We start from the raw sequence: 18,402 nt of genomic DNA, 5'->3' as shown, positions 1-18,402 counted from the left end.
ATGGAACCCTGCGATTCCTGTATCAGCCCTTTGTTTATTATTCATTATTTTAACGATTGCATGTAATCTCCACCGTCTTGGTTAGCGCATCGTAGCCCGTAACCTTCGCGCCCAGTGCTTCGACAAGCACTCGTACCGGTACATAGGTCACTCCCTTATCCAACAGGCCGTCAGCGACTTTAACTCCGTTCACTTTTACCGTTGCTAATGTTTTTTCTTCCATAACCTGCTCCTTCGGCTCCTGTTTCGGAGTGATTACTCGGTATGCTGCTTCAACTGCAGAGTCAGCGGGTTGTACTCCAGCTCTTAACTGAGCCAGCGTTAATCCGAAAGTCATTTGAAAATGGGGGTAGTCCTTGAAGCTGGTCCAATCTCCGCCCCATTCAAAGCCTAATCTCTTCCCTTCCTCTGCAACTTCCAGCCAATCTGCTATGTTGTTCCCATTACCGTCCAGCTTCATATCCCATGAGACACTACTCCCATTCGGCAGCAGCAGCGCAAAATCCACAGCCAGTCCATAATTATGGTAGCTGTAACCCCCTTTGGCATTGGTAACAATGGCCCCTGGCTTGGTACGCCCCTGCGCATACAATGCATCCTGTTCGGCGATGGTACGCAGCCCTTGTGTAATAACAATAGGGATGCCGCGCGCATAACAGCGTTCAATCAATGCCGTAGAAGCAGCAAGGATAACGGGATGCAGACCGGAGAGCCTGGATGCCGATTTACTTTTCACCTGAGTCAGTGTCAGCATTGTGCACCAACCCCCTTCTCGTCTGTTTTATAAACTCGTTACCGTAAACAGCCAAAGCCCCGCACAGGATGCCCTGCATCACACTTTCTACGTTAAAACTCATGATATAGGAAGAAATTATGATCGCTGCCAATGTCACAGCATAAATAATCGTCCAATTAGGCACCCTGGGTGTACGTCTGAGGACGTAACCTATAATCCAGCAGACCCCGATCACAATAAACAAATCAGGTTCAATATAACTTGCAATAACACTCCATTCCATAAAATATCATCCCTTCTATTCTTCCAACTTATTTATCCGGTGATGCGCCTGTTTTGCAGATTCCTCAACCCGAGTAACGCGTTCGGTCAGAATATCCGTTCGTTGGCCCTGAACTCGTACATCAGCCTGAATATCGTCAACACCACGTTTAATATACTGAACGTCTGTACGCAATGTAGCGCTCCCCGATGCCTCCTGGGTGACCTCTTGTTTAAATGCTCTATTACGCCCTACCCACCCCAGCACCACTCCACTCACCGCCGCGATCATTGCAATTAGAGTTGTAATCTCCAATCCCGTTTCCCCCTCAACTAATAATGTACTTTTTATATCCCCATAAAAACATGTTCTAGATCTGCAAAACGTCGCCGAAAAGAAAAACTGCAATTCCAATACCTTAAGCAAATTTGTGATTCAGATTCACATGAAAGTCTTTTAAAGTACGACAACACCTGATTAAAGCAGATCTAAAGGTTTTCCATATGCGTTCTGTAACATAGCCTTAATACAAAAATAGCCCCCGGGAATCCGAGGGCAAAATAAGAACGCCTTATTCGGCGTCTCCTACAATTTCAGCAGCCTGATCTGCTGTAATCTTTTTGGCGTTTATAAACACTTGTATTTGATTCAGTGTGTAATATCCAGCATTGTAGTAACGCTTGATAATCGCATACCAATCCACTATAATACACCTCCTTCCACCAATGACAAGAGCAACGTTGCCTGCCCTGTCTCCGCCTGCTCCAATCTGGCCTGAGTCATAGTCAATTCTAAGGTCAGAGAGAGATTTTCTGATTCAATAGCTGCGATTCTATCGGTTAAGGGGCGTTGATACATAGGCTCTTGTGGATGTTCCAGATCAGAACTAGGATCTGGATAGCTAAACTCCAAATCCTTAGTCTTGATGTTTACACGATAACTGCTGCATTCCATAAAATCCTGCTTGTACGCGCCATACTTTAACTCTATAACGCCTACGGTTTTCTCCACACGCTCAGCAAGAGCTTTATATGTTTTAAAATCTTGCTCCCAAGTAGTTTTCACCACATCGCCAGAACGTTCTCCAGTATCAACGATAAAATTGCCTGTATCTTTTTCATAATAAATCTTTCTTCCTATTTCCATTATCCCCACGCCTCCCAATACGAAACACCATTTCCTGCTCGTAATTTAAAACCGTCATTACTTATATATCTATTAACACCATCTAGGCTATCGGTCACTGTGATGTTATTCCAAAATTGTGTAGTTGATATCGACTCCATATAATAAACTGCAAATTTCAAATCGTAACTCTTCGTCCAGCATACGATGACTTTCGGTCTGAACGAAAGACCTGAAACCTGCGGCTCATACTGCTCTGTTGCCCACGATCCAGAGGCGTATAATTTAGACTGCAGTGAACCTTGAACACCATATATCCATACTCCGTTCCGAATATTTCCCGACTGTATATTCACATCTGCTCTCGCAAGCGCTGCACTTACTATTATTTCAGGAGTTCCGGTTGTTGATGCATTAACGTAAGCGCCCCACGGTATCCTTATAAATAGATTATTCCCGTCCCACCCTGAACTTGTTGCGGCGGTATACGAGCCCTGAACTGGCATAGTGCCTTGCACACCAAAAATATTTACATCTGATCTGAAATATGCGGGGTTGAAATTAGGCTCACGATATCTAACCCAATCAACACCATTTAGAAAGTGACCATTCGGAGCTTGAAGATACAAATACGGAATGCCATCACCTGAGTATGCTCCGTAAGAAACCTGAGTGGCAGGCCAATGGGAACTGACTGCTGGATTAGCTATTGGGATAGTCCCCTTAGTTCCAGCTATTGTCGTATCACTAAGAACCTTCGCAGCTGGAACACCTACTCCTACCACAGTAATAGCGGTATCATATATCCCCGCTGCCTTAACAATTGCAGAAGGCCCCGGTGTAACTGTACCACCAGTTTGAACCGGAAGAGTGCCTGTGATATCTCCCGCATCCGTTGCCGCTGTTTTACCCGCGCGAATGTCTCCTGCTACCGCATTGCCAGAGCCACCCGCGCTATCGGCCAAAAAATCCGTACCCACACGACGAAACGAATAAGGCTTGCCAGCGATGAGCTTGCCAATTGCATAAGCGACACCTTTTTGATCTTTGAGAGGTGCCGCTGCAAGACCATTAACGCTAAGTGTAGGGTTTGCCCCATTGGTGATGTGCGGAACGATAGTAATACCGAATCCATCCGGTGCAGTTGTAGGAGCTGGAGTAAGTGCTGCGGTATAAGCTGTTGCCGTACCGCTAGTGGCTGCGTATCCTGGCTGGCGAATATAGTCTGCTTTTGCTGCTGCGACCGCTGCGTCCGCCTTCGCCTGTGCACCAGCAGGTGTCTCTTTACTATTCAGCTGTCCCTGAATTCCGCTGGTCACACCATTCAGATAGCTGAATGCCGTATTGGATACCACACCTGTCCCAATCTTCGAAGCGTCAATGCCTGCTGCCGCATTCACATCAGAATTGACAATCACACCCGGTGCAATCGCCGTTACACCGTCCCCGTTACTGGTCACATCGCCTGTATGATTAGGATGCACATAATTGTTAGCCCCGGCAGCAACGCCATTCAGCTTCGCTTTATCCGCAGCCGACATACGCCCATTCTCAGTAGGGGAGGCAAGCTTCACGACCTCAGTGTCCAGCTTGTCCATATTTCCGTTAAGGTCGGCTATATCAACGTAATCCGTACCCTCTGGTTTTTTCAACCCTAAATTCCCTGTTGTCTGCATGTGTCACTCTCCTATCTATAAGTTCTTAATTCATTCCATGTCTTGATTGTTGCTGTGTTCCATTTGAGAGCTTTGAGCGACTCCCACCAAGTATAGGTATAGACAAAAGAGTAACTTAAATGCGCAGGTTTAATCTCCTCGATCATCTGTATCAGACCCGCCATATTCTGCGGAACGCCGAGTGTACCCACGAAATGCACCTCAAAGCTGTACTCATTCGGCACCTCTACAACCTTTACATCCCCTCCGGAAAAAGCAGACGCTGTCCGCCGGATCATCTCCGGAGTCGTGGTTCCATTGCCCCGCCGCTTCGCTACAATCATTTCTCTACGACTGGCATAGGACTTTGACGTGTCGGTGCTCAGCCCGAGCTCCTTCTCGAAGCGCCCCAGCCCCCAGGTAGCAGACTCTACCACCAGTTGCGTGGCACTATCTTCTATCGCATACATAAGCTGCCCGCACTCCACAGCCTGAATATTCTGGAGCTCTTCCATTTCCAGAACACCCTGGTAGTAGTCCGGCAGATAACTCATCAGATCGGGTATATTGAAATCGGGACCTTCTTGGACCGACTTTTCAGAAGAAAAGGTGATCGTGCCGTATAGATGCTCACCATAAGCCATAGCTATACCCCCTTAAGCTGATTCCATTTCAGCGGTCCCTTAGGCATATATTCCGAATGGGTATGGGAAGCAGGTGGAAATACTGAGGGTTTGCCATCGATGCCAGCCCACGGGACGCTATCTGCTACTTGTGCAAAGTCAACTTTCCCATTGTTGTTTGTATCGTAGATGCTTTTCAACATGTCCCCGGTGCTTTGAGCTGCCACGAGCAGTACATTCCCACTGTTCGCCGTACCAATATACAGCTTGCCGGAATCAGTGCAAAACCCCAACTCGCCTGCAGCCAGCGTACCCAGCGCGTTTTCCAAACCACGGCGAATTTGAATCAATGTCTTTCGCGCCATTTTATCGCCTCCTAGAAAGTGCCGCCATCGATGCTAGCTACCATAAGCCTATTGCTGTTGGAAGGGTCATATACAATACTGGTACCATCCACATTTGCAGATACGCCGCCAGCATCTACAGTGATCCCTTTGCCCGCTGTGACTGAAATACCATTGGTATTAACCGCAATACCGTTACCACCACCTATATTAAGGGTTACTGTATCGGCCTGCCCGCCCCCGGTTAGTCCATTTCCGGCCGTAATCGTCTGCAGAGCACCTCCAGTACGTACCCAGGTAGTGCCATTCCAGCTGTATATCTTCTGTTCATCGTCTACATAGGCGGTCCAGCCTACGTCAGGTGAATAATACGTCCACACGGAAGATTGATATTCCACGATCTGGTTTGTTTTTCCCGTCCAGACTCCTTTCGCCCCAGCTGGAATAATAAACCGGTCACCCTCAACCGGATTGGTGGGCGGAGTGGATACGTTCTGACTTTTTACAGAAGCTTGGGGTTCAATGTTACGCTTAGCTAACTCAATCTCATTTCTGATTTTCTGAGCGGACCACAGATCCGTATTGGCATTGCTTGTATCATTGATAACCCGATGTTTGGCAATATCGTCAATATGAGACTTGATCTCTGCAGCGGTTTTCACATTGGTGCCATCTGACACTTTGTTGATATGTCCTCCGCTGACGTCTGTCTTCAGCACTTTGGCATAAGTCGTACCATCCGCAATATCATCGAGTGTACCGGTCAGATCACTGAGCTTCTGAGGATTGACCCGCCGCCAGGCGGAGCCATCATCGGTGTACAAATAACCGTTATTCGTTCCGCTCGTCACATAATATAAACGTCCTGCTACCCCGGCAACAGGCCTTGAAGCTTCCGGACCGGACAGCGCCCGGCCGACCATGGAGTTGGAGGCACCATCACCGATAAAGACCTCCTTCGTATCGATGCAGAACCCAAGCTCACCAGCCTTTAGTACCCCATAAGTAGTCAGTTCTGCCTTTGTTCCTCGTTTAATTTGTATCGTCTGTGCCATGTTACACCTCTCTTCTAAATGATCCTCCGTCAATCCGGCCATGCTCTTTATAACGTTCCACTTCACTCTGGACAGCCGTAAGGCCACTCTGAAGGACATTGATGTCCTCCGCTTCCACCGTGTCGCCAGGAGTTTCATAAGTAACGTAGGCTTCAGAGACATTGGAATTGGCAAATATTCTGATTACACGCTGCCATGGAGCATCATCGGGAAAAGATACCGTAAAATTCCGCAGTTCCTCACCGCTATAACGTGGCCCCGAATAAACCGTCAGACTCTGATTATTAATATTGTCATGAGCAAGAGGTCCATCATATACACCATTAACAAGCGTTAATTTCTCTTCAATTAAATAGCTTCCGCCATTTGGCTTTTTATTAAGTTTATTCTTGAAAATATCAATCCCGTCCGGATATCCCACCCCCTACACCCCCAGCGCAACATTGCCGAACAACGGAACTTCCTCTGCATCAAGCGATACATTTCCCATCCCGCCATTTAACTTCAGCTCTGTGTAATCGACGATGCCCTCCGTACCTAGCAACAAAGCACCAATCACCGACTGACTGATATAGGTGGAGGCAAAAGCTTTATCCTTGCGGTATTTTTCTAATACAGATGCAAACTCCGCATTCACCGCCTGCAATGTGTACCCCGCAGCAAGTGTGACTTTAGCCTGAATATTAATGTTCTTGCCCACGGCTGGCGTTACTGTCACAAGGGCACCGACTGGGGCCTGTCCCTCCCCTTTACCAGATGCCGGATCGATATACTCCTGGACCTTTGCTACCAGCAACTGAGAACCAGGTTTCTTGTCAGCATCCACAATGACGACCTTCACCGTCTTGGGACCCGACCACAGTGGAAAAACACGCGCTCCCCCCACCCCGGCAATCTGCATCGCCCATTCCACATAATGATACTTATTCCCGCTGGTGGAGGGACGTCTTGCCGCATCAAAATAACGCTGCCGCAGTGTTTCATCCCCCTCGGCATCCTCTCCAGGAATTAATAACGCCGTAATCTCCCCCTTTGCCAGATCAGCAATATAATCCACCGGCAGCAAGGGCCCGAAATAACGATTGCCCACCGCACCAGCCGTTTCACATTCCAGACGATACACACCAGGCGATAATTTCTGTGTAGCCGTGTAGTTTAACATCTCTAGCGAGAAGCGACTGCCAATTGGAACCTCTTGGGGCTCCCCTTTATTGTTAGAAAAAACACCCTGAAGTTCAGCCTTACTAGCCGCGCGCCGTTTAATCCCTAACCAGGCAATAGAACGATCCAGATATTCACCGCTGGCGGTATCGGCAAAATGCAGATTGGTATTCAGATCCAGCTCCATATACATCTGGGCCATTTCGGCTGCTGCCGGGGCAAGCGCATCATAGATAATGCTTCCTTCCCGTTTATCCAGACCATTCGGTACCCGGTCCAACATTCGTTCCAATAGCGCTTCAAAGCTCTGTTCCTCAGCCATCTCCATTCATCTCCTTTCTGACCCGGAAGCTGCCATAGCTCGTAACCAACGTGCAGCTTACATCCAGATTGTCTCCGTTAAAAGCAATGCTCAGCTCTTCTACCCCGGTAATCCGGTCATCTTGAAGCAGTGCTTCTGTTAAAATACGCCGGAGCTCCGCACGAACCAGCAAGCGGTCCTGTCCCAAGACCAAATTCCACTCCGAACCATAGTCGGTACTGTAGATCAGGTGCTCATAGCGAAGCGTGTTCAGTATTTTGGCTGCGGCCTGTTTGACTGCTTCCAGTCCATCCGTATGGCTGCTGATGCGTCTGCGCTCCCAATCCATCCGATAGGTTAGACTGGGCATTTCCACAGTTTCAAAAGTACCCGACGTTTCTTCAACAGCAGTGGTAATCGGGCCCTCTTTTCCAATCTCAGGGATCATGACGGGTTCACCAGCCTATCCAGTACAACATAGCTCTGGCCGCCCTGCATCCGCACCATCAGCACCCGGTCTCCAGCAGCAAGCCCGCGCCGCAGTATCACTTCCTGGCCGTTTAACTGGATCTTACTTTCAATGACCGATTCCGGAAGAACCAAGGCATTACCTGTTAAAATAAACCGCTGATCCACCTGGATCTGAAGCGGAGCCGTCCCTGTAACGAGCCCATACGAAAAAGCCACCGGATTGGTGCTTCCCACCGCGCCGAGGCTCGCTTTTTTAATAATATCCAACATTTTATTACACCACCTTAATATCCAGAGACATGGTATGCTCATCGCCGGAGATTTTGTGCGTACACTGGTCCACCAGAAATAACTGGGTTTTGAGCTCATCCAGCAGCACATAAATGAAATTTCCCGCCCGCACACGAAGATCTCCAAGTGACTGCACAGAGAGGCTGAGGCTTTCCCGGTTGTGCAGCTTCAATAGATTGTTCGCTTTCTCCATATTCTGCGCGGCATTGGCTTTGTCGTCCGCTTTCTGATAGAGCCGTAAAATCCCCCAGCGTGCCACATTATCTATGTCAGTCACTGCGAAAGGCTCCCGCTGGCCGCTTTGCTCATTATCCTGGTAGAGAACAATCGTGTTGTACGTATCGTCATCGATGCTCTTTTTCAAAGAATACTCGTACAAGTGATGTCCATCCCCAAAAATCAGATTAAGCAGCATGGAATTCGGCCCTCGTAGAGTCAGCTTGCCAAAATCATCATAAAAAGACATCAGATTTCCCTTGTACTGCAGCTCGCTCCCGACAGCGCCCATGATAATATCAAGCAGTTTCTTGTCCGGCTCAATTAATGAAGGAATACGATAATCCGTCTGCTCCAGCACGCCAATCTGCAGCCCATAGTCCTTGGCGATTTTGCCAATCACATCACTGGCGGTAACATCCTGAAACACATAGGTTCCGTTCCCCAACAAATACCGGGTCTGATCATACGCCGTCAGATTGATCTCCTGATTTGAACCCGTACTTATACTGAAGACAAAACCATAGAACACATTGACCCCATCTTTTCGAAACTGCACTATATCACCGTTGTTGATCCCAAACTTGGGGTGCTGGTAGATTCCGCTATCGATCAAAGTGAGTTCCAGTGTTGCCGGTTTGCCGGTACGTGCTGTTTTCCAGGAAATATCCGATACAATCTTGGAGAGATCCCACACCCTGCCCTCCTTATTCTTTAAAAGCAGTTCCACAGTATCCCTCCTTACGGCATCTTAAGGACCTTCCCGATAGGCAGTTTCTTCAGCTGACTGTCAGGGATGCCGTTAAGCTTTTGAATGATTGTGTACTTCTGCCCGTCACCCAGCACCTTTTTGGCGATTTTCCATAGATTATCTCCCGCTTTCATGGTGTAGGTTGAGGGCTGCTTTTTATCGCTGGGACGCTGCTCTTCCTTCTTAACTTGGCCTTTTTTATCGACCTTAATTGGGAGCGCTTGGTAGAACACATATTTCTTCAGCGACAGTGAAAACTCGATGTCTCCCGAACTGCCAGCCACCAGCTTCCAACTGAAGTTCTCAATGCTCATGGCCATGTTGACCGCAAAATCACTGGACTCCCTCGGGTCCCGGCTCTGCTCTCCTGCCCTGAGCCCGGAAAAAATAAAACGGATGGGGCGCCGGCTCTCCATCCATTTCTTGATCAGCTCCACATATTCAAATGGCCGCCGCAGCCGGTTGGGCCCTTTCTCCTGAACAAGCACAAAGGGGTACCGCTGCCCCGGAAAAATACTCTCAATCGTAATCTCGGTCAGCTTCGGATAAGATATCGCATTAATTTCCCCGAAATCGACGATTGTATAGCTTTTGCCGTCACCGGATTCCTTCATTTCCAGCGTCTCCGGGTTCACCGGAAGCCGGAAAATCTCCTGCATGTTATTGAAGCTTAAGAAAAAACCGTACTCTTCCACGTTACGTGTACACCCCCTGTGCTGTCGAAATGAACTCTTCGTTCAGCTTCTGCCCGATTTTATTGATGATCGTATCAATATCACCGGCATTGTTGATGTTCCCTGTCGTTACCTGCACGGTCGGCGTCAGCTCCACAAAATTCTGGATCGCCTGAATCTCCGCCAGCTCGCGCATCATCTTCAGGTCTTCGCTGGAGATGTCGACGGTGTCATTGATTTTGCCGACTTCACCAACCTTGTTGATGTCGGGGGAAACATTATCGGCAGGACTTTTAATGCCGGGCGTTGCACTCTTTGAAGTATAATCTTTCAAACTAACTTTCGTATCAAATTTATCTGTGACCTTCTTGGCCCTTTGCGCATAGTCGACCATAACGGCTTGAGGGTCTTTATACTCTTTCTTTTTAGTATCATAAACTGGTTGATTACTTGTGGGCGCCTCTAACTTTCCTCTTTGCTTCAGAATCAAATCACTGAAAACGTGAGGATTTTTGGTATCAAGATAATTTATCTTGATATTAGCTAAGGACCCAAACCCCGGAATATTGCTTAGGAAATCCGTTAAATTTTTGAATTTCTTTAAAGCGGCGTTGATTGCATCTGCAATGATCTTAACGAATCCCCCTGCAAAGTTCTCCGTACCCAATGCCATCTTATAGAACAAGTCCAGAACGCCAGTAGCCAAGTCGTAGAACAGCTTCTTTACCGCATACGTCGGATCCAAAAACAGATTTCGGAAGAAATCAGCAAATGAGATAAACGCGTTGTAAAGATAAATTATTATATTCTGGATAAACACATTTAACCAGCCAAACGCCGCAGCCACGACAGAGACTATCTCCTCCGTAGAAACGCCTGCTTGTTGAAGACAATATATAAGCAAGGCGATTGCTGCCACAAACAGCAGAATAGGCAAGTTAGTTATCATCCAAGCAGCTGCAAGACTATACACCTGTCCAATCATAGCTGCTAATAATACAAAGGCTATTGCTCCAAGGATCGGTCCTATAACATCCCAGTTCTGTTGCACAACCGTAGCCATATACATTAGTCCTTCAACTACCATGCTGATGACTGTTGCAATAACCATGAATATATTAGCCATGAAATTCATAGCAGCAACCATTTGATCCGATTGAAAGGCTGTGTTCAGCATATCAAGTGCAGGACGCAGGGCTTCAATAGCTTTTTGTCCCATTGAGCCGACAACATTGGTCGTACTCTTTTGGATGTTCGCCCACTTCTTCTTATCCTCGTCAGTTGCATTCGGTTTAATTATTTTCTCTCCCAAGGATTTTACTTTACCGAATAGTTTACTGATGTCCAAAGAAGCTACCAGCTTAGCTATAAATCCCGACTTTTTGTCTTTGTCTTTATCTTTGTCTTTCTTTGAATCCTTTTCTTTTTCCTTTTCTTTTGACTTTGATCTCTTTTTCTTTGAGCTCACTACCTCGGAGTCTTCGGATGAACTACTTACATCCTTAGCCTCTTCCTTTTTGTTCTTGGTATGCCCAACAACCTTTTCCCCCATATTGCTAGTTGCCTTAAAACCACTGACATCCAGAGCTTTCATGATCTTTTGTATTTTACTTATCAGACCCTTTTTCGTCTTCGGGAGACCACTGTCATCTGAATTGTCAGCTAAAACACGATTTACATTCCCTGTTTTTCCAGATATATGGTCTGCCATTTGCTGTGAACGCATGAAGCCTTCCATAAAGGATTTGTTCTTCTCCTCATAGATCCGCTCTAAAATCTTCTGAAGGTTATTCAATGAGTCACCGGACTGATCAAAGTTTTGATTCAATCGCTCCCATTGTGCGTTTACATTCTGCCAGACCGTTACTGCAGTTACCGGAACCAGTGCTGTACTTGTCACTGGATTTTCCACACTACCACCTCCTTTACCTATCTCTTCCTAGCCCTGCTCTTCGCATGTTCCCGCTTCTCCTTCTCTACCCTGACAGCGATCATGGCGTAGATCGCGGCCCGTTCGCGTGGGGAGAGCTTCATCAGCTCGTGCGGCAGGATATGCAGCTCGTGGAGGGCGTAGTAGGCTAAGTTAGCCTCACCGTCGCCCTCGTTGATTAGTTTTTTACTTCATCCACCAGCTCGTTCATATCCGTGGCGAAGCCATTCAGGGCCTGTACCCGCTCTCCGAGCGCAGCAAATTCACCAGGAAGCAGCATTTTCCGCAGCAGCGATTCCGCACCCATCACCCCATAGGAACGCTGAAGCTCAGCATTTCGCAGGTCCGGATGAACGACACTGGACGTCATCAGCTTCGCCATATACTCATTGGGGTCAATATCCGTTGTATAGACGCCATTTTTCCCTTTGATCTTACGGGTTGCCGCCTTACGGCATTCCTGATTCTCGTCTTCAGTCATGCTGCGCAGCTTCCAGGCCACGGCACTCCCCTCTTTATCCTTGAAACGCTGAGAGACCACAAAATCCTCTGTCGTATCGCATGCTGCATTTTGGGCAAAAAACAAACTTAATTCACTCATATTAATCCTCCTAAGTTGGTTATTATGATGTTCTTTCCGGTAAAACGGACAGAGAAGAGACCCGTCGTGTAATCACGCCCGGGCCTTACCCGCTCTTATCCATAATTAGTAGAATTGCTATTACTGACCAGCAGGTGTAGCAAAGGCCTGAGCAATCTCTACGTCTTCAAACGTAAAGCTCACTTCTTCCTCCAGCGCATCCGACTCGGTATCCAATGAAGCCATGATGACACTGTCCAGGTTTACACCCTTCAGCACAATACGCTGCGCTCCCACACTGGAAGACGGATCATGGTTCGTAACTTCGATGTCAAAATACTGATCCACACCGGTCTTCATGTAATCCAGCATCATCTGACGGAAACGGCTGGTCATGTAGAAAATGGTCATCGATCCGCTGCCGGACCAACCCGTCGCTTTATGCTGCACCCCGCGGCGGCCCAGCGTTTTCACTTCCGCCTTTGTTTTCTCGACGGTGGCCTCCAGCGTCTTCACATAGAACATCTCTTCCGTCTGTGTACCAATCACGGCATATGCACGGCCCTCTTGGCCGGAAATTGTATCGCTAGCTTTCAAAAATGCCATCTTAAACCACCTTCACTTTCATATATACTTTTTCTACGGAATCCACCGGCTTCACTGCAACTTCCAGCACAATGCTATCACTGTCCGTCCCTGCAATAACCACAACATCAGTCTGCGCATTGAAAGCTTCAATCGCTCCGATATTCTGGAGATCGTTCATGTAGCTTACACACTGGGACCAGAACAGCGCACGGCCATCCTCATTGTTAGCCACCTTACCAACAAAGTAGTGTTCAAAAATAGATTTGAGATCGTTCGCGATTCCATCCAGTACCCGCAACACACGGTTTTTGGAGAATGCTCTGGCTTTATCCGGGGAGAACGCCGTAAAGGTGTTAATATCCTGTTCCACTACCGCCCGGCCGCTGCTAAATGTGAAGAGCAGATCGCCGTTCAAGAGGGCAGCCGTCGTCTCGGAATGACTCAGACGAATGTCGGCATCTACCGCATCATCATACGCTTGGTACGTCAGCGATTCATTAACCGCCGCTGCAGCCGTAGCACCTGCCACCCAGGCGACTGCCGCTGTCTTGTCCACAATCGTACCGTCAGCGAGCACAACACCATTTTTCACACTGATAACACCCTCATGGCCAGCCGTAGCATAATCCGACAGTACCGCTTGAACCTTCTTACCTTCCGCATCGCGCAGGCGCTTCACAAAGGAAGTGTAGAGCCCTTTCAGCGCATTATCTTGGGAGAGCAAGCCTACAGTCTGGAAATCCTGAACCTCCAGAGCCGACAGGAAATTGCTGTGCTGCTGATTGGTTACTGTGCCATTCGTACCACCTGTCAGCGGCAGTGCAGCCGTCAGCTTCAGCCCCTCTGTACCGTTCAGCTGGAATTTGACCCAGGCGCTTGCGACCAGTTCCTCGGCTTTGGCAACAGTTTGCTTGTCCACTTCAGAACCATCCAGCAGCGTCTTCACGTCGAAAAGCGTGTTGTTCTCAATATTCTTTTCGATCACAAGGGTAAGATCATTCCCGCGCTCGCCGCTGTATTTAGCCGTTGCTTGCAACCCGCTGCCGGTAATAGCCGCTTTTACACCGTCATTCAGACGATACAATAGCAGCGTACCCGCACGTTTCAGCACTTCACGAACCGGCAGCAGCGCCGGATGGCTCAAGCTGTGACCCAGCAATTTATAAATATCATCTTGGGGCGTAACCTTCAGAAGGGTTCCGGATGGACCCCATGGCAGTGTCAGGGCCAGCGCCGTAATACCGCGTTCACCCATTTTACCAATCGCGCTTTGTTCCGAAGCTACGTTCACGTACACCCCAGGGCGCACCTTATTTTGTGTTGTCCATGTTCCACCAGCCATTAAATAACCTCCTTATTTAAGAAAAGCTCCATCAATTGTTGTGCTTCTTCCAGCGAATAACGTTGTTCCTCTTGCAAAATAACATCCAGTACATCCTTTTCCTTCGGTGTGAACCGGGAAGACTTCATTATCTGTTCTTTTCCAAACACATTACTGTCTGCCTGATTTGTCGTCATTTCAATCGTTCTCCTCCCGTCATCTGGCCCATCTTCACGGCCTCGGCCTGTTCCTGATGGAGATATACCATGTAATCCGCAGTAAAAAGAGGACCTTTACCCTCAGTCCCGGCTTCCCAAGCCTGACGCACCACACGATATACACCGCTCTCTTGTTCCATCGCAGCCAGCGCTTCACTCAGCTTATCAGCCATACGTTCAGCCTCCAGCGGGCCTGCTTTTTCATAACGGATACCGAAGCGGTACACTGCCAGATACCTGTTCTCACGCTGCCGGTCATACGTGGCTGAGATGAGCCCGGGTTGAAAGTACGGAGTCTGCGGCTTGTCCCCCTCAACATATAAAGGAACTTCCGGAAAATGACGCTGCAGCACAGCAGCAATAAACTCCCGCAGTTGTTGTACGCTCATCGTTACGTTCCTTCCCTGACCGCGATCGGCGGTTCTTTCATGACATCAATCTTAAACGCTATGAACAATCTCTTTCATCCCTCCCGTTCCTGGATAAACAAAAACGGATACAGTCCTTATAGCAGGAACTCTATCCGTTTAAGACTATGGCAGCTGAGCCAAGAAACTTTTCACCGCGCTCTTAGTGTTTCAGCCTTGCTGGCCTGATGTGTAGTGGAGCATTCATGCTCCAGCGGTGTCCTTTTGCTTCATTTGCCATGTTATAATCATACCCCCTTATTTCGTGCACAGAGACGGTGTTACGGCGAACTTCAGCAGGGCTTACGGATGGAATAGAGTGGTTTTTAGTAGAGAACATGTGTTCTGTTTTGTTGCATATATAAATATTAAGTGAACCAGATCTAACGTATAAAAAAGCTGCACCACCCACATTGCGGATGATACAGCTTCTATAGATTTAATAGTTTCAATAAACTGTGATCCCAGGTTCCTTTCTGGGATCTTTAGAGGTGGCCGATACTCTCTAAGGAGGATCCACCTCTTTCTAGCTTCGGCGACTTTGACGTAACTTTTAACAGAGAGTCCAGTGACAGCAGCCCAAGGTCGGTTAATGCCAGCGCCATTTTATAAAAAGCCTTGGAACGTATCTTTACGTATGTGTCCTTGCTAACGGGTGGATCAAACACATGATTGTATATGGTGTAATCGTACATCTCATCTCTTCTCATGTACCGTTCCCGTACCAGCTGCTGCTCTCTTGTGTCCAGCCTGTCCACCACCGTGTCGATTGCGGCACAATAAGCTCTACGAGCAGCAGGCACATCCACATTATGTGTGGCGAGCGCCGCCGTCTGATCTGTAATAGCATTCGTTGGTCCATGAAAACGTTCAGTATAGGAATAAGTGATACTTGCTTCCTTAGCCTCAAAGGTAACGGTTTTAAAAATACGGTATTTCTCCAGCATGCTTTCTATAGTGATCTGTGTCCGGCGACGGTCCAGTTCAGGTAAAGAAGATAGGTTCAGCACAGCATACACTCCCTTGTATTATATTTGCAGTATTTCTCCAAGATTTGTGGTAAAATTCTACTTGTTCGTATTTTGTTCGCCTTTTTCAATAATATACCACCTCTCTTCCAATTCCGTAAAATCCGATTTAAGGCTATATGGGTCGGTTAATAGCTGTTTTTCATCACATATCTTGCCTTTTGGCAATAAACCATTCTTTGTTGTTTACCTCTTGGCAAAAATGGCTTATATTATTTACAGCAGCTAACAGTGCAGAAGGAGTGGGTAGTGATGGAACAAGAATTTGGCCGTTTTTTAAAAGAGCTTCGCGAACAAAGAGGACTAACCATCAATCAATTGGCATCTGCAGCAGGTATCAGCGGTTCACAAATCTCACGGATCGAGAATGGTCTGAGAGGCATCCCCAAACCGGCAACCCTACGCAAGATCGCTGAAGCAACAGGATGTTCTTATGAAGAACTGATGGAGCGTGCAGGGTATTTGCAAGATCAAGGTGCTGCTGAAGCCGAAATCGTCCCTGAATGGGCTACAAACAAGGACAAGCGTGATTTCCGTAAAATGCTGGAAGATGACGGTGAATTGATGTTCGATGGTATTCCGCTGGATAAGGAGGACAAGCAGAGGATTAAAGACGTGCTTACGGGGTTGTTCTGGGAGGCCAAACAAATGAATAAGCGCAAAAAGCCCAAACAGGATTAAGTGTTCAAGACTTCAGTAGGATAAAACAACAAATACACTAAACGTACTGCAGGTGAAGACAATGGATGAATTGATTAATAATCTGATTAAAAAATATAAGACCAACTGTCCTTTTGAACTTTCCAGGGCACTCGGCATTCACATTCGTTTTATGAATCTGGGGACAGGTACGAAGGGATTATATTATCGAAAATTAAGAAGAAGATTTATCGTCATTCATAATGAACTGCCTGTAGAATGGCAGCGATTCGTTTGTGCGCATGAACTGGGGCATGATCGACTTCACAAAGGTATTAACCGTTTTTTCCTGGAAGAGAACTCTTACTTCGCCCCTGGTAAGCTGGAGAGGCAAGCGAATGCCTTTGCGATCCAACTGCTGACGGCCAATACTGCGCCAGAACAGGACGAATCACATCAAGGCTACTATCTGAGATTAGGGATCCCACCGGAGGTCCGACTATTTTTGCAGGATTAATTTAGAATGTACACTTCGTCATCCCCATCTACCAGTCAATTACATAGATCTGTCCTGCCGATCAGATGATTGATAATTCAGCTTAACTGTAGAACTTTGCAACCTCCCAAGCTTCTTTAGGCTTGTTTAGGCTTGTTTAGGCTTCTTTTTAAGTTCTCTAGGCTTTTTCAAAGCTGTAGTACTTATGCACATCTCTCATTATTAGCAAAAGTTACACAACAAAAAAACTCTTACCAGAGTAAGAGTTAATTAGCAATTAAATATCGGGATGACACGATTTGAACATGCGACCCCCTGGTCCCAAACCAGGTGCTCTACCAAGCTGAGCTACATCCCGAAAGTATAAGATTATGGAGCGGGTGATGGGAATCGAACCCACGCTATCAGCTTGGAAGGCTGAAGTTCTACCATTGAACTACACCCGCAAAAAAATTTAAAATCGGGATGACACGATTTGAACATGCGACCCCCTGGTCCCAAACCAGGTGCTCTACCAAGCTGAGCTACATCCCGATAATATAAAATGGCGCGCCCTGAGAGATTCGAACTCCCGGCCTTTTGATTCGTAGTCAAACGCTCTATCCAGCTGAGCTAAGGGCGCAAAATTATGGAGCGGACGACGGGAATCGAACCCGCGACCCTCGCCTTGGCAAGGCGATGCTCTACCGCTGAGCCACGTCCGCATAAGTGGTGCGCGTGAAGGGACTTGAACCCCCACGTCGTTAAACGCCAGATCCTAAGTCTGGTGCGTCTGCCATTCCGCCACACGCGCATAATATTAATAAAGTGAGCCATGAAGGACTCGAACCTTCGACACCCTGATTAAAAGTCAGGTGCTCTACCAACTGAGCTAATGGCTCATAAGTTAGGTGTATCCGATCAGTAACCGGACTCTCACCAAAGCTTAACTTCACTTGTTTAGAGTGAAATGGCTGGGGATATAGGATTCGAACCTATGGATGACGGAGTCAAAGTCCGTTGCCTTACCGCTTGGCTAATCCCCATTAATGGATACCTATATATTATCCAGTATCTCCTCAGTTATGAAGACGATAATGGTGGAGGCTGAGGGGATCGAACCCCCGACCCTCTGCTTGTAAGGCAGATGCTCTCCCAGCTGAGCTAAGCCTCCATATGTATAGTAACCCTTGATGGGTAACGATAAGTAAAAATTGGTGACCCGTAGGGGATTCGAACCCCTGTTACCTCCGTGAAAGGGAGGTGTCTTAACCCCTTGACCAACGGGCCTTAAACTTGTGGAGCTCTCAACCGGATTCGAACCGGTGACCTCTTCCTTACCATGGAAGCACTCTACCTACTGAGCTATGAGAGCATGGCTCCCCGAACAGGACTCGAACCTGTGACAACTCGATTAACAGTCGAGTGCTCTACCAACTGAGCTATCAGGGAATACTGCTTGGCGGCGTCCTACTCTCCCAGGACCCTTCGGTCCAAGTACCATCGGCGCTGGAGGGCTTAACGGTCGTGTTCGGGATGGGTACGCGTGGA

24 protein-coding genes, 12 tRNA genes and 1 rRNA gene are annotated in these 18,402 nt (G+C 47.6%); 2 read left to right on the top strand and 35 right to left on the bottom strand.

Translation table 11 applies throughout. From position 1 onward, the window contains the following. Positions 1–49: 49 nt before the first annotated feature. The 22 genes from ACFRAM_RS24335 to ACFRAM_RS24230 all read right to left on the bottom strand — a co-directional run bounded on the left by ACFRAM_RS24335 (position 50) and on the right by ACFRAM_RS24230 (position 15,716). Positions 50–754, bottom strand: coding sequence for a M15 family metallopeptidase (locus tag ACFRAM_RS24335; RefSeq protein WP_379468936.1), 705 nt, complete (start codon positions 752–754; stop codon positions 50–52). Beyond that, the gene (locus ACFRAM_RS24330) at positions 726–1,019 is read right to left on the bottom strand and encodes a phage holin family protein (protein WP_379468934.1); all 294 of its coding nucleotides are present in this window, start codon (positions 1,017–1,019) and stop codon (positions 726–728) included. The genes ACFRAM_RS24335 and ACFRAM_RS24330 overlap by 29 nt, the downstream gene beginning before the upstream one ends. A 15-nt stretch (positions 1,020–1,034) precedes the next feature. Further along, positions 1,035–1,313, bottom strand: a complete 279-nt coding sequence (locus ACFRAM_RS24325) for a hypothetical protein (protein WP_379468932.1) — start codon at positions 1,311–1,313, stop codon at positions 1,035–1,037. A gap of 256 nt (positions 1,314–1,569) precedes the next feature. Continuing rightward, on the bottom strand, positions 1,570–1,701 hold the full coding sequence (locus ACFRAM_RS24320; protein ID WP_379468930.1) for an XkdX family protein: 132 nt from the start codon (positions 1,699–1,701) through the stop codon (positions 1,570–1,572). Continuing rightward, positions 1,701–2,144, bottom strand: a complete 444-nt coding sequence (locus ACFRAM_RS24315; RefSeq protein ID WP_379468928.1) for a hypothetical protein — start codon at positions 2,142–2,144, stop codon at positions 1,701–1,703. The genes ACFRAM_RS24320 and ACFRAM_RS24315 overlap by 1 nt, the downstream gene beginning before the upstream one ends. Further along, on the bottom strand, positions 2,144–3,799 hold the full coding sequence (locus ACFRAM_RS24310; RefSeq protein ID WP_379468926.1) for a hypothetical protein: 1,656 nt from the start codon (positions 3,797–3,799) through the stop codon (positions 2,144–2,146). The genes ACFRAM_RS24315 and ACFRAM_RS24310 overlap by 1 nt, the downstream gene beginning before the upstream one ends. Positions 3,800–3,810: 11 nt before the next feature. After that, positions 3,811–4,422, bottom strand: coding sequence for a putative phage tail protein (locus ACFRAM_RS24305; protein ID WP_379468924.1), 612 nt, complete (start codon positions 4,420–4,422; stop codon positions 3,811–3,813). Between the two features lie 2 nt (positions 4,423–4,424). After that, positions 4,425–4,766: a hyaluronate lyase N-terminal domain-containing protein gene (locus tag ACFRAM_RS24300; RefSeq protein WP_175371824.1), complete on the bottom strand. Its 342-nt coding sequence runs from the start codon at positions 4,764–4,766 to the stop codon at positions 4,425–4,427. Between the two features lie 11 nt (positions 4,767–4,777). Further along, the gene (locus ACFRAM_RS24295) at positions 4,778–5,800 is read right to left on the bottom strand and encodes a DUF2793 domain-containing protein (protein WP_379468922.1); all 1,023 of its coding nucleotides are present in this window, start codon (positions 5,798–5,800) and stop codon (positions 4,778–4,780) included. 1 nt (position 5,801) lies between these two features. Next, complete coding sequence (locus ACFRAM_RS24290) at positions 5,802–6,221, bottom strand: phosphoglucomutase (RefSeq protein WP_379468920.1); 420 nt, start codon at positions 6,219–6,221, stop codon at positions 5,802–5,804. A gap of 3 nt (positions 6,222–6,224) precedes the next feature. Beyond that, positions 6,225–7,283 (bottom strand): baseplate J/gp47 family protein, encoded by a 1,059-nt coding sequence (locus ACFRAM_RS24285; protein ID WP_379468919.1) that lies wholly within the window; start codon positions 7,281–7,283, stop codon positions 6,225–6,227. Continuing rightward, positions 7,276–7,710: a DUF2634 domain-containing protein gene (locus ACFRAM_RS24280; RefSeq protein ID WP_379468917.1), complete on the bottom strand. Its 435-nt coding sequence runs from the start codon at positions 7,708–7,710 to the stop codon at positions 7,276–7,278. Before ACFRAM_RS24280 ends, ACFRAM_RS24285 begins: the two co-directional genes overlap by 8 nt. Continuing rightward, on the bottom strand, positions 7,707–8,003 hold the full coding sequence (locus tag ACFRAM_RS24275; RefSeq protein ID WP_175371829.1) for a DUF2577 domain-containing protein: 297 nt from the start codon (positions 8,001–8,003) through the stop codon (positions 7,707–7,709). Before ACFRAM_RS24275 ends, ACFRAM_RS24280 begins: the two co-directional genes overlap by 4 nt. Positions 8,004–8,007: 4 nt before the next feature. Beyond that, positions 8,008–8,970: an XkdQ/YqbQ family protein gene (locus ACFRAM_RS24270; RefSeq protein ID WP_379468914.1), complete on the bottom strand. Its 963-nt coding sequence runs from the start codon at positions 8,968–8,970 to the stop codon at positions 8,008–8,010. 11 nt (positions 8,971–8,981) lie between these two features. Then, complete coding sequence (locus ACFRAM_RS24265; RefSeq protein ID WP_379468912.1) at positions 8,982–9,686, bottom strand: LysM peptidoglycan-binding domain-containing protein; 705 nt, start codon at positions 9,684–9,686, stop codon at positions 8,982–8,984. Between the two features lies 1 nt (position 9,687). Then, positions 9,688–11,577, bottom strand: coding sequence for a hypothetical protein (locus tag ACFRAM_RS24260; protein WP_379468910.1), 1,890 nt, complete (start codon positions 11,575–11,577; stop codon positions 9,688–9,690). A 196-nt stretch (positions 11,578–11,773) separates the two neighbouring features. Then, a complete protein-coding gene (locus ACFRAM_RS24255) occupies positions 11,774–12,196 on the bottom strand; it encodes a phage tail assembly chaperone (protein ID WP_175371833.1) in 423 nt (140 codons plus the stop codon). Positions 12,197–12,316: 120 nt separating this feature from the next. Further along, positions 12,317–12,781, bottom strand: a complete 465-nt coding sequence (locus ACFRAM_RS24250; protein WP_175371834.1) for a phage tail tube protein — start codon at positions 12,779–12,781, stop codon at positions 12,317–12,319. Position 12,782: 1 nt separating this feature from the next. Next, a complete protein-coding gene (locus ACFRAM_RS24245) occupies positions 12,783–14,105 on the bottom strand; it encodes a phage tail sheath family protein (RefSeq protein WP_379468907.1) in 1,323 nt (440 codons plus the stop codon). Then, positions 14,105–14,281 (bottom strand): hypothetical protein, encoded by a 177-nt coding sequence (locus ACFRAM_RS24240; RefSeq protein ID WP_175371836.1) that lies wholly within the window; start codon positions 14,279–14,281, stop codon positions 14,105–14,107. Before ACFRAM_RS24240 ends, ACFRAM_RS24245 begins: the two co-directional genes overlap by 1 nt. Continuing rightward, positions 14,278–14,691, bottom strand: a complete 414-nt coding sequence (locus ACFRAM_RS24235) for a phage tail terminator family protein (RefSeq protein ID WP_379468905.1) — start codon at positions 14,689–14,691, stop codon at positions 14,278–14,280. Before ACFRAM_RS24235 ends, ACFRAM_RS24240 begins: the two co-directional genes overlap by 4 nt. Before the next feature lie 503 nt (positions 14,692–15,194). Continuing rightward, positions 15,195–15,716, bottom strand: a complete 522-nt coding sequence (locus tag ACFRAM_RS24230; protein ID WP_175371846.1) for an ArpU family phage packaging/lysis transcriptional regulator — start codon at positions 15,714–15,716, stop codon at positions 15,195–15,197. A 273-nt stretch (positions 15,717–15,989) separates the two neighbouring features. Between ACFRAM_RS24230 and ACFRAM_RS24225 the strand changes: the two genes are divergently transcribed. Next, complete coding sequence (locus tag ACFRAM_RS24225; protein ID WP_379468903.1) at positions 15,990–16,418, top strand: helix-turn-helix domain-containing protein; 429 nt, start codon at positions 15,990–15,992, stop codon at positions 16,416–16,418. Positions 16,419–16,479: 61 nt separating this feature from the next. Further along, the gene (locus ACFRAM_RS24220; RefSeq protein ID WP_379468900.1) at positions 16,480–16,893 is read left to right on the top strand and encodes an ImmA/IrrE family metallo-endopeptidase; all 414 of its coding nucleotides are present in this window, start codon (positions 16,480–16,482) and stop codon (positions 16,891–16,893) included. Between the two features lie 263 nt (positions 16,894–17,156). Here the strand turns inward: ACFRAM_RS24220 and ACFRAM_RS24215 are convergent. The 13 genes from ACFRAM_RS24215 to rrf form a co-directional block, all read right to left on the bottom strand. Beyond that, a tRNA-Pro gene (locus ACFRAM_RS24215) sits at positions 17,157–17,230 on the bottom strand. Between the two features lie 14 nt (positions 17,231–17,244). Next, positions 17,245–17,318 (bottom strand) — tRNA-Gly (locus ACFRAM_RS24210). Between the two features lie 14 nt (positions 17,319–17,332). Then, positions 17,333–17,406: transfer RNA gene (locus tag ACFRAM_RS24205), tRNA-Pro, on the bottom strand. An 11-nt stretch (positions 17,407–17,417) separates the two neighbouring features. After that, a tRNA-Arg gene (locus ACFRAM_RS24200) sits at positions 17,418–17,494 on the bottom strand. 7 nt (positions 17,495–17,501) lie between these two features. Continuing rightward, a tRNA-Gly gene (locus ACFRAM_RS24195) sits at positions 17,502–17,576 on the bottom strand. 5 nt (positions 17,577–17,581) lie between these two features. After that, a tRNA-Leu gene (locus ACFRAM_RS24190) sits at positions 17,582–17,665 on the bottom strand. 15 nt (positions 17,666–17,680) lie between these two features. Further along, positions 17,681–17,753, bottom strand: a tRNA-Lys gene (locus ACFRAM_RS24185). A 69-nt stretch (positions 17,754–17,822) separates the two neighbouring features. Then, positions 17,823–17,897: transfer RNA gene (locus ACFRAM_RS24180), tRNA-Gln, on the bottom strand. Between the two features lie 52 nt (positions 17,898–17,949). Then, positions 17,950–18,025: transfer RNA gene (locus ACFRAM_RS24175), tRNA-Val, on the bottom strand. A 41-nt stretch (positions 18,026–18,066) separates the two neighbouring features. After that, positions 18,067–18,141 (bottom strand) — tRNA-Glu (locus ACFRAM_RS24170). A 9-nt stretch (positions 18,142–18,150) separates the two neighbouring features. Then, a tRNA-Thr gene (locus tag ACFRAM_RS24165) sits at positions 18,151–18,226 on the bottom strand. 1 nt (position 18,227) lies between these two features. Continuing rightward, positions 18,228–18,303: transfer RNA gene (locus ACFRAM_RS24160), tRNA-Asn, on the bottom strand. A gap of 5 nt (positions 18,304–18,308) precedes the next feature. Next, positions 18,309–18,402, bottom strand: a 5S ribosomal RNA gene (gene rrf / locus ACFRAM_RS24155); the annotation flags it as partial.

This window comes from Paenibacillus sp. NPDC056722 (assembly GCF_042790635.1).
Lineage (GTDB): Bacteria > Bacillota > Bacilli > Paenibacillales > Paenibacillaceae > Paenibacillus_AQ > Paenibacillus_AQ agri.
Note: the sequence above shows the minus strand (reverse complement) of the source record. Positions and strands in the feature narration are given on the sequence as shown.

Excerpts from the sequence above, each read along its gene's own strand:
- ACFRAM_RS24335 (WP_379468936.1), bottom strand. The coding sequence starts at position 754 with ATGCTGACACTGACTCAGGTGAAAAGTAAATCGGCATCCAGGCTCTCC.
- ACFRAM_RS24330 (WP_379468934.1), bottom strand. The coding sequence starts at position 1,019 with ATGGAATGGAGTGTTATTGCAAGTTATATTGAACCTGATTTGTTTATT.
- ACFRAM_RS24315 (WP_379468928.1), bottom strand. The coding sequence starts at position 2,144 with ATGGAAATAGGAAGAAAGATTTATTATGAAAAAGATACAGGCAATTTT.
- ACFRAM_RS24310 (WP_379468926.1), bottom strand. The coding sequence starts at position 3,799 with ATGCAGACAACAGGGAATTTAGGGTTGAAAAAACCAGAGGGTACGGAT.
- ACFRAM_RS24305 (WP_379468924.1), bottom strand. The coding sequence starts at position 4,422 with ATGGCTTATGGTGAGCATCTATACGGCACGATCACCTTTTCTTCTGAA.
- ACFRAM_RS24300 (WP_175371824.1), bottom strand. The coding sequence starts at position 4,766 with ATGGCGCGAAAGACATTGATTCAAATTCGCCGTGGTTTGGAAAACGCG.
- ACFRAM_RS24295 (WP_379468922.1), bottom strand. The coding sequence starts at position 5,800 with ATGGCACAGACGATACAAATTAAACGAGGAACAAAGGCAGAACTGACT.
- ACFRAM_RS24285 (WP_379468919.1), bottom strand. The coding sequence starts at position 7,283 with ATGGCTGAGGAACAGAGCTTTGAAGCGCTATTGGAACGAATGTTGGAC.
- ACFRAM_RS24280 (WP_379468917.1), bottom strand. The coding sequence starts at position 7,710 with ATGATCCCTGAGATTGGAAAAGAGGGCCCGATTACCACTGCTGTTGAA.
- ACFRAM_RS24275 (WP_175371829.1), bottom strand. The coding sequence starts at position 8,003 with ATGTTGGATATTATTAAAAAAGCGAGCCTCGGCGCGGTGGGAAGCACC.
- ACFRAM_RS24255 (WP_175371833.1), bottom strand. The coding sequence starts at position 12,196 with ATGAGTGAATTAAGTTTGTTTTTTGCCCAAAATGCAGCATGCGATACG.
- ACFRAM_RS24250 (WP_175371834.1), bottom strand. The coding sequence starts at position 12,781 with ATGGCATTTTTGAAAGCTAGCGATACAATTTCCGGCCAAGAGGGCCGT.
- ACFRAM_RS24245 (WP_379468907.1), bottom strand. The coding sequence starts at position 14,105 with ATGGCTGGTGGAACATGGACAACACAAAATAAGGTGCGCCCTGGGGTG.
- ACFRAM_RS24240 (WP_175371836.1), bottom strand. The coding sequence starts at position 14,281 with ATGACGACAAATCAGGCAGACAGTAATGTGTTTGGAAAAGAACAGATA.
- ACFRAM_RS24235 (WP_379468905.1), bottom strand. The coding sequence starts at position 14,691 with ATGAGCGTACAACAACTGCGGGAGTTTATTGCTGCTGTGCTGCAGCGT.
- ACFRAM_RS24225 (WP_379468903.1), top strand. The coding sequence starts at position 15,990 with ATGGAACAAGAATTTGGCCGTTTTTTAAAAGAGCTTCGCGAACAAAGA.
- ACFRAM_RS24220 (WP_379468900.1), top strand. The coding sequence starts at position 16,480 with ATGGATGAATTGATTAATAATCTGATTAAAAAATATAAGACCAACTGT.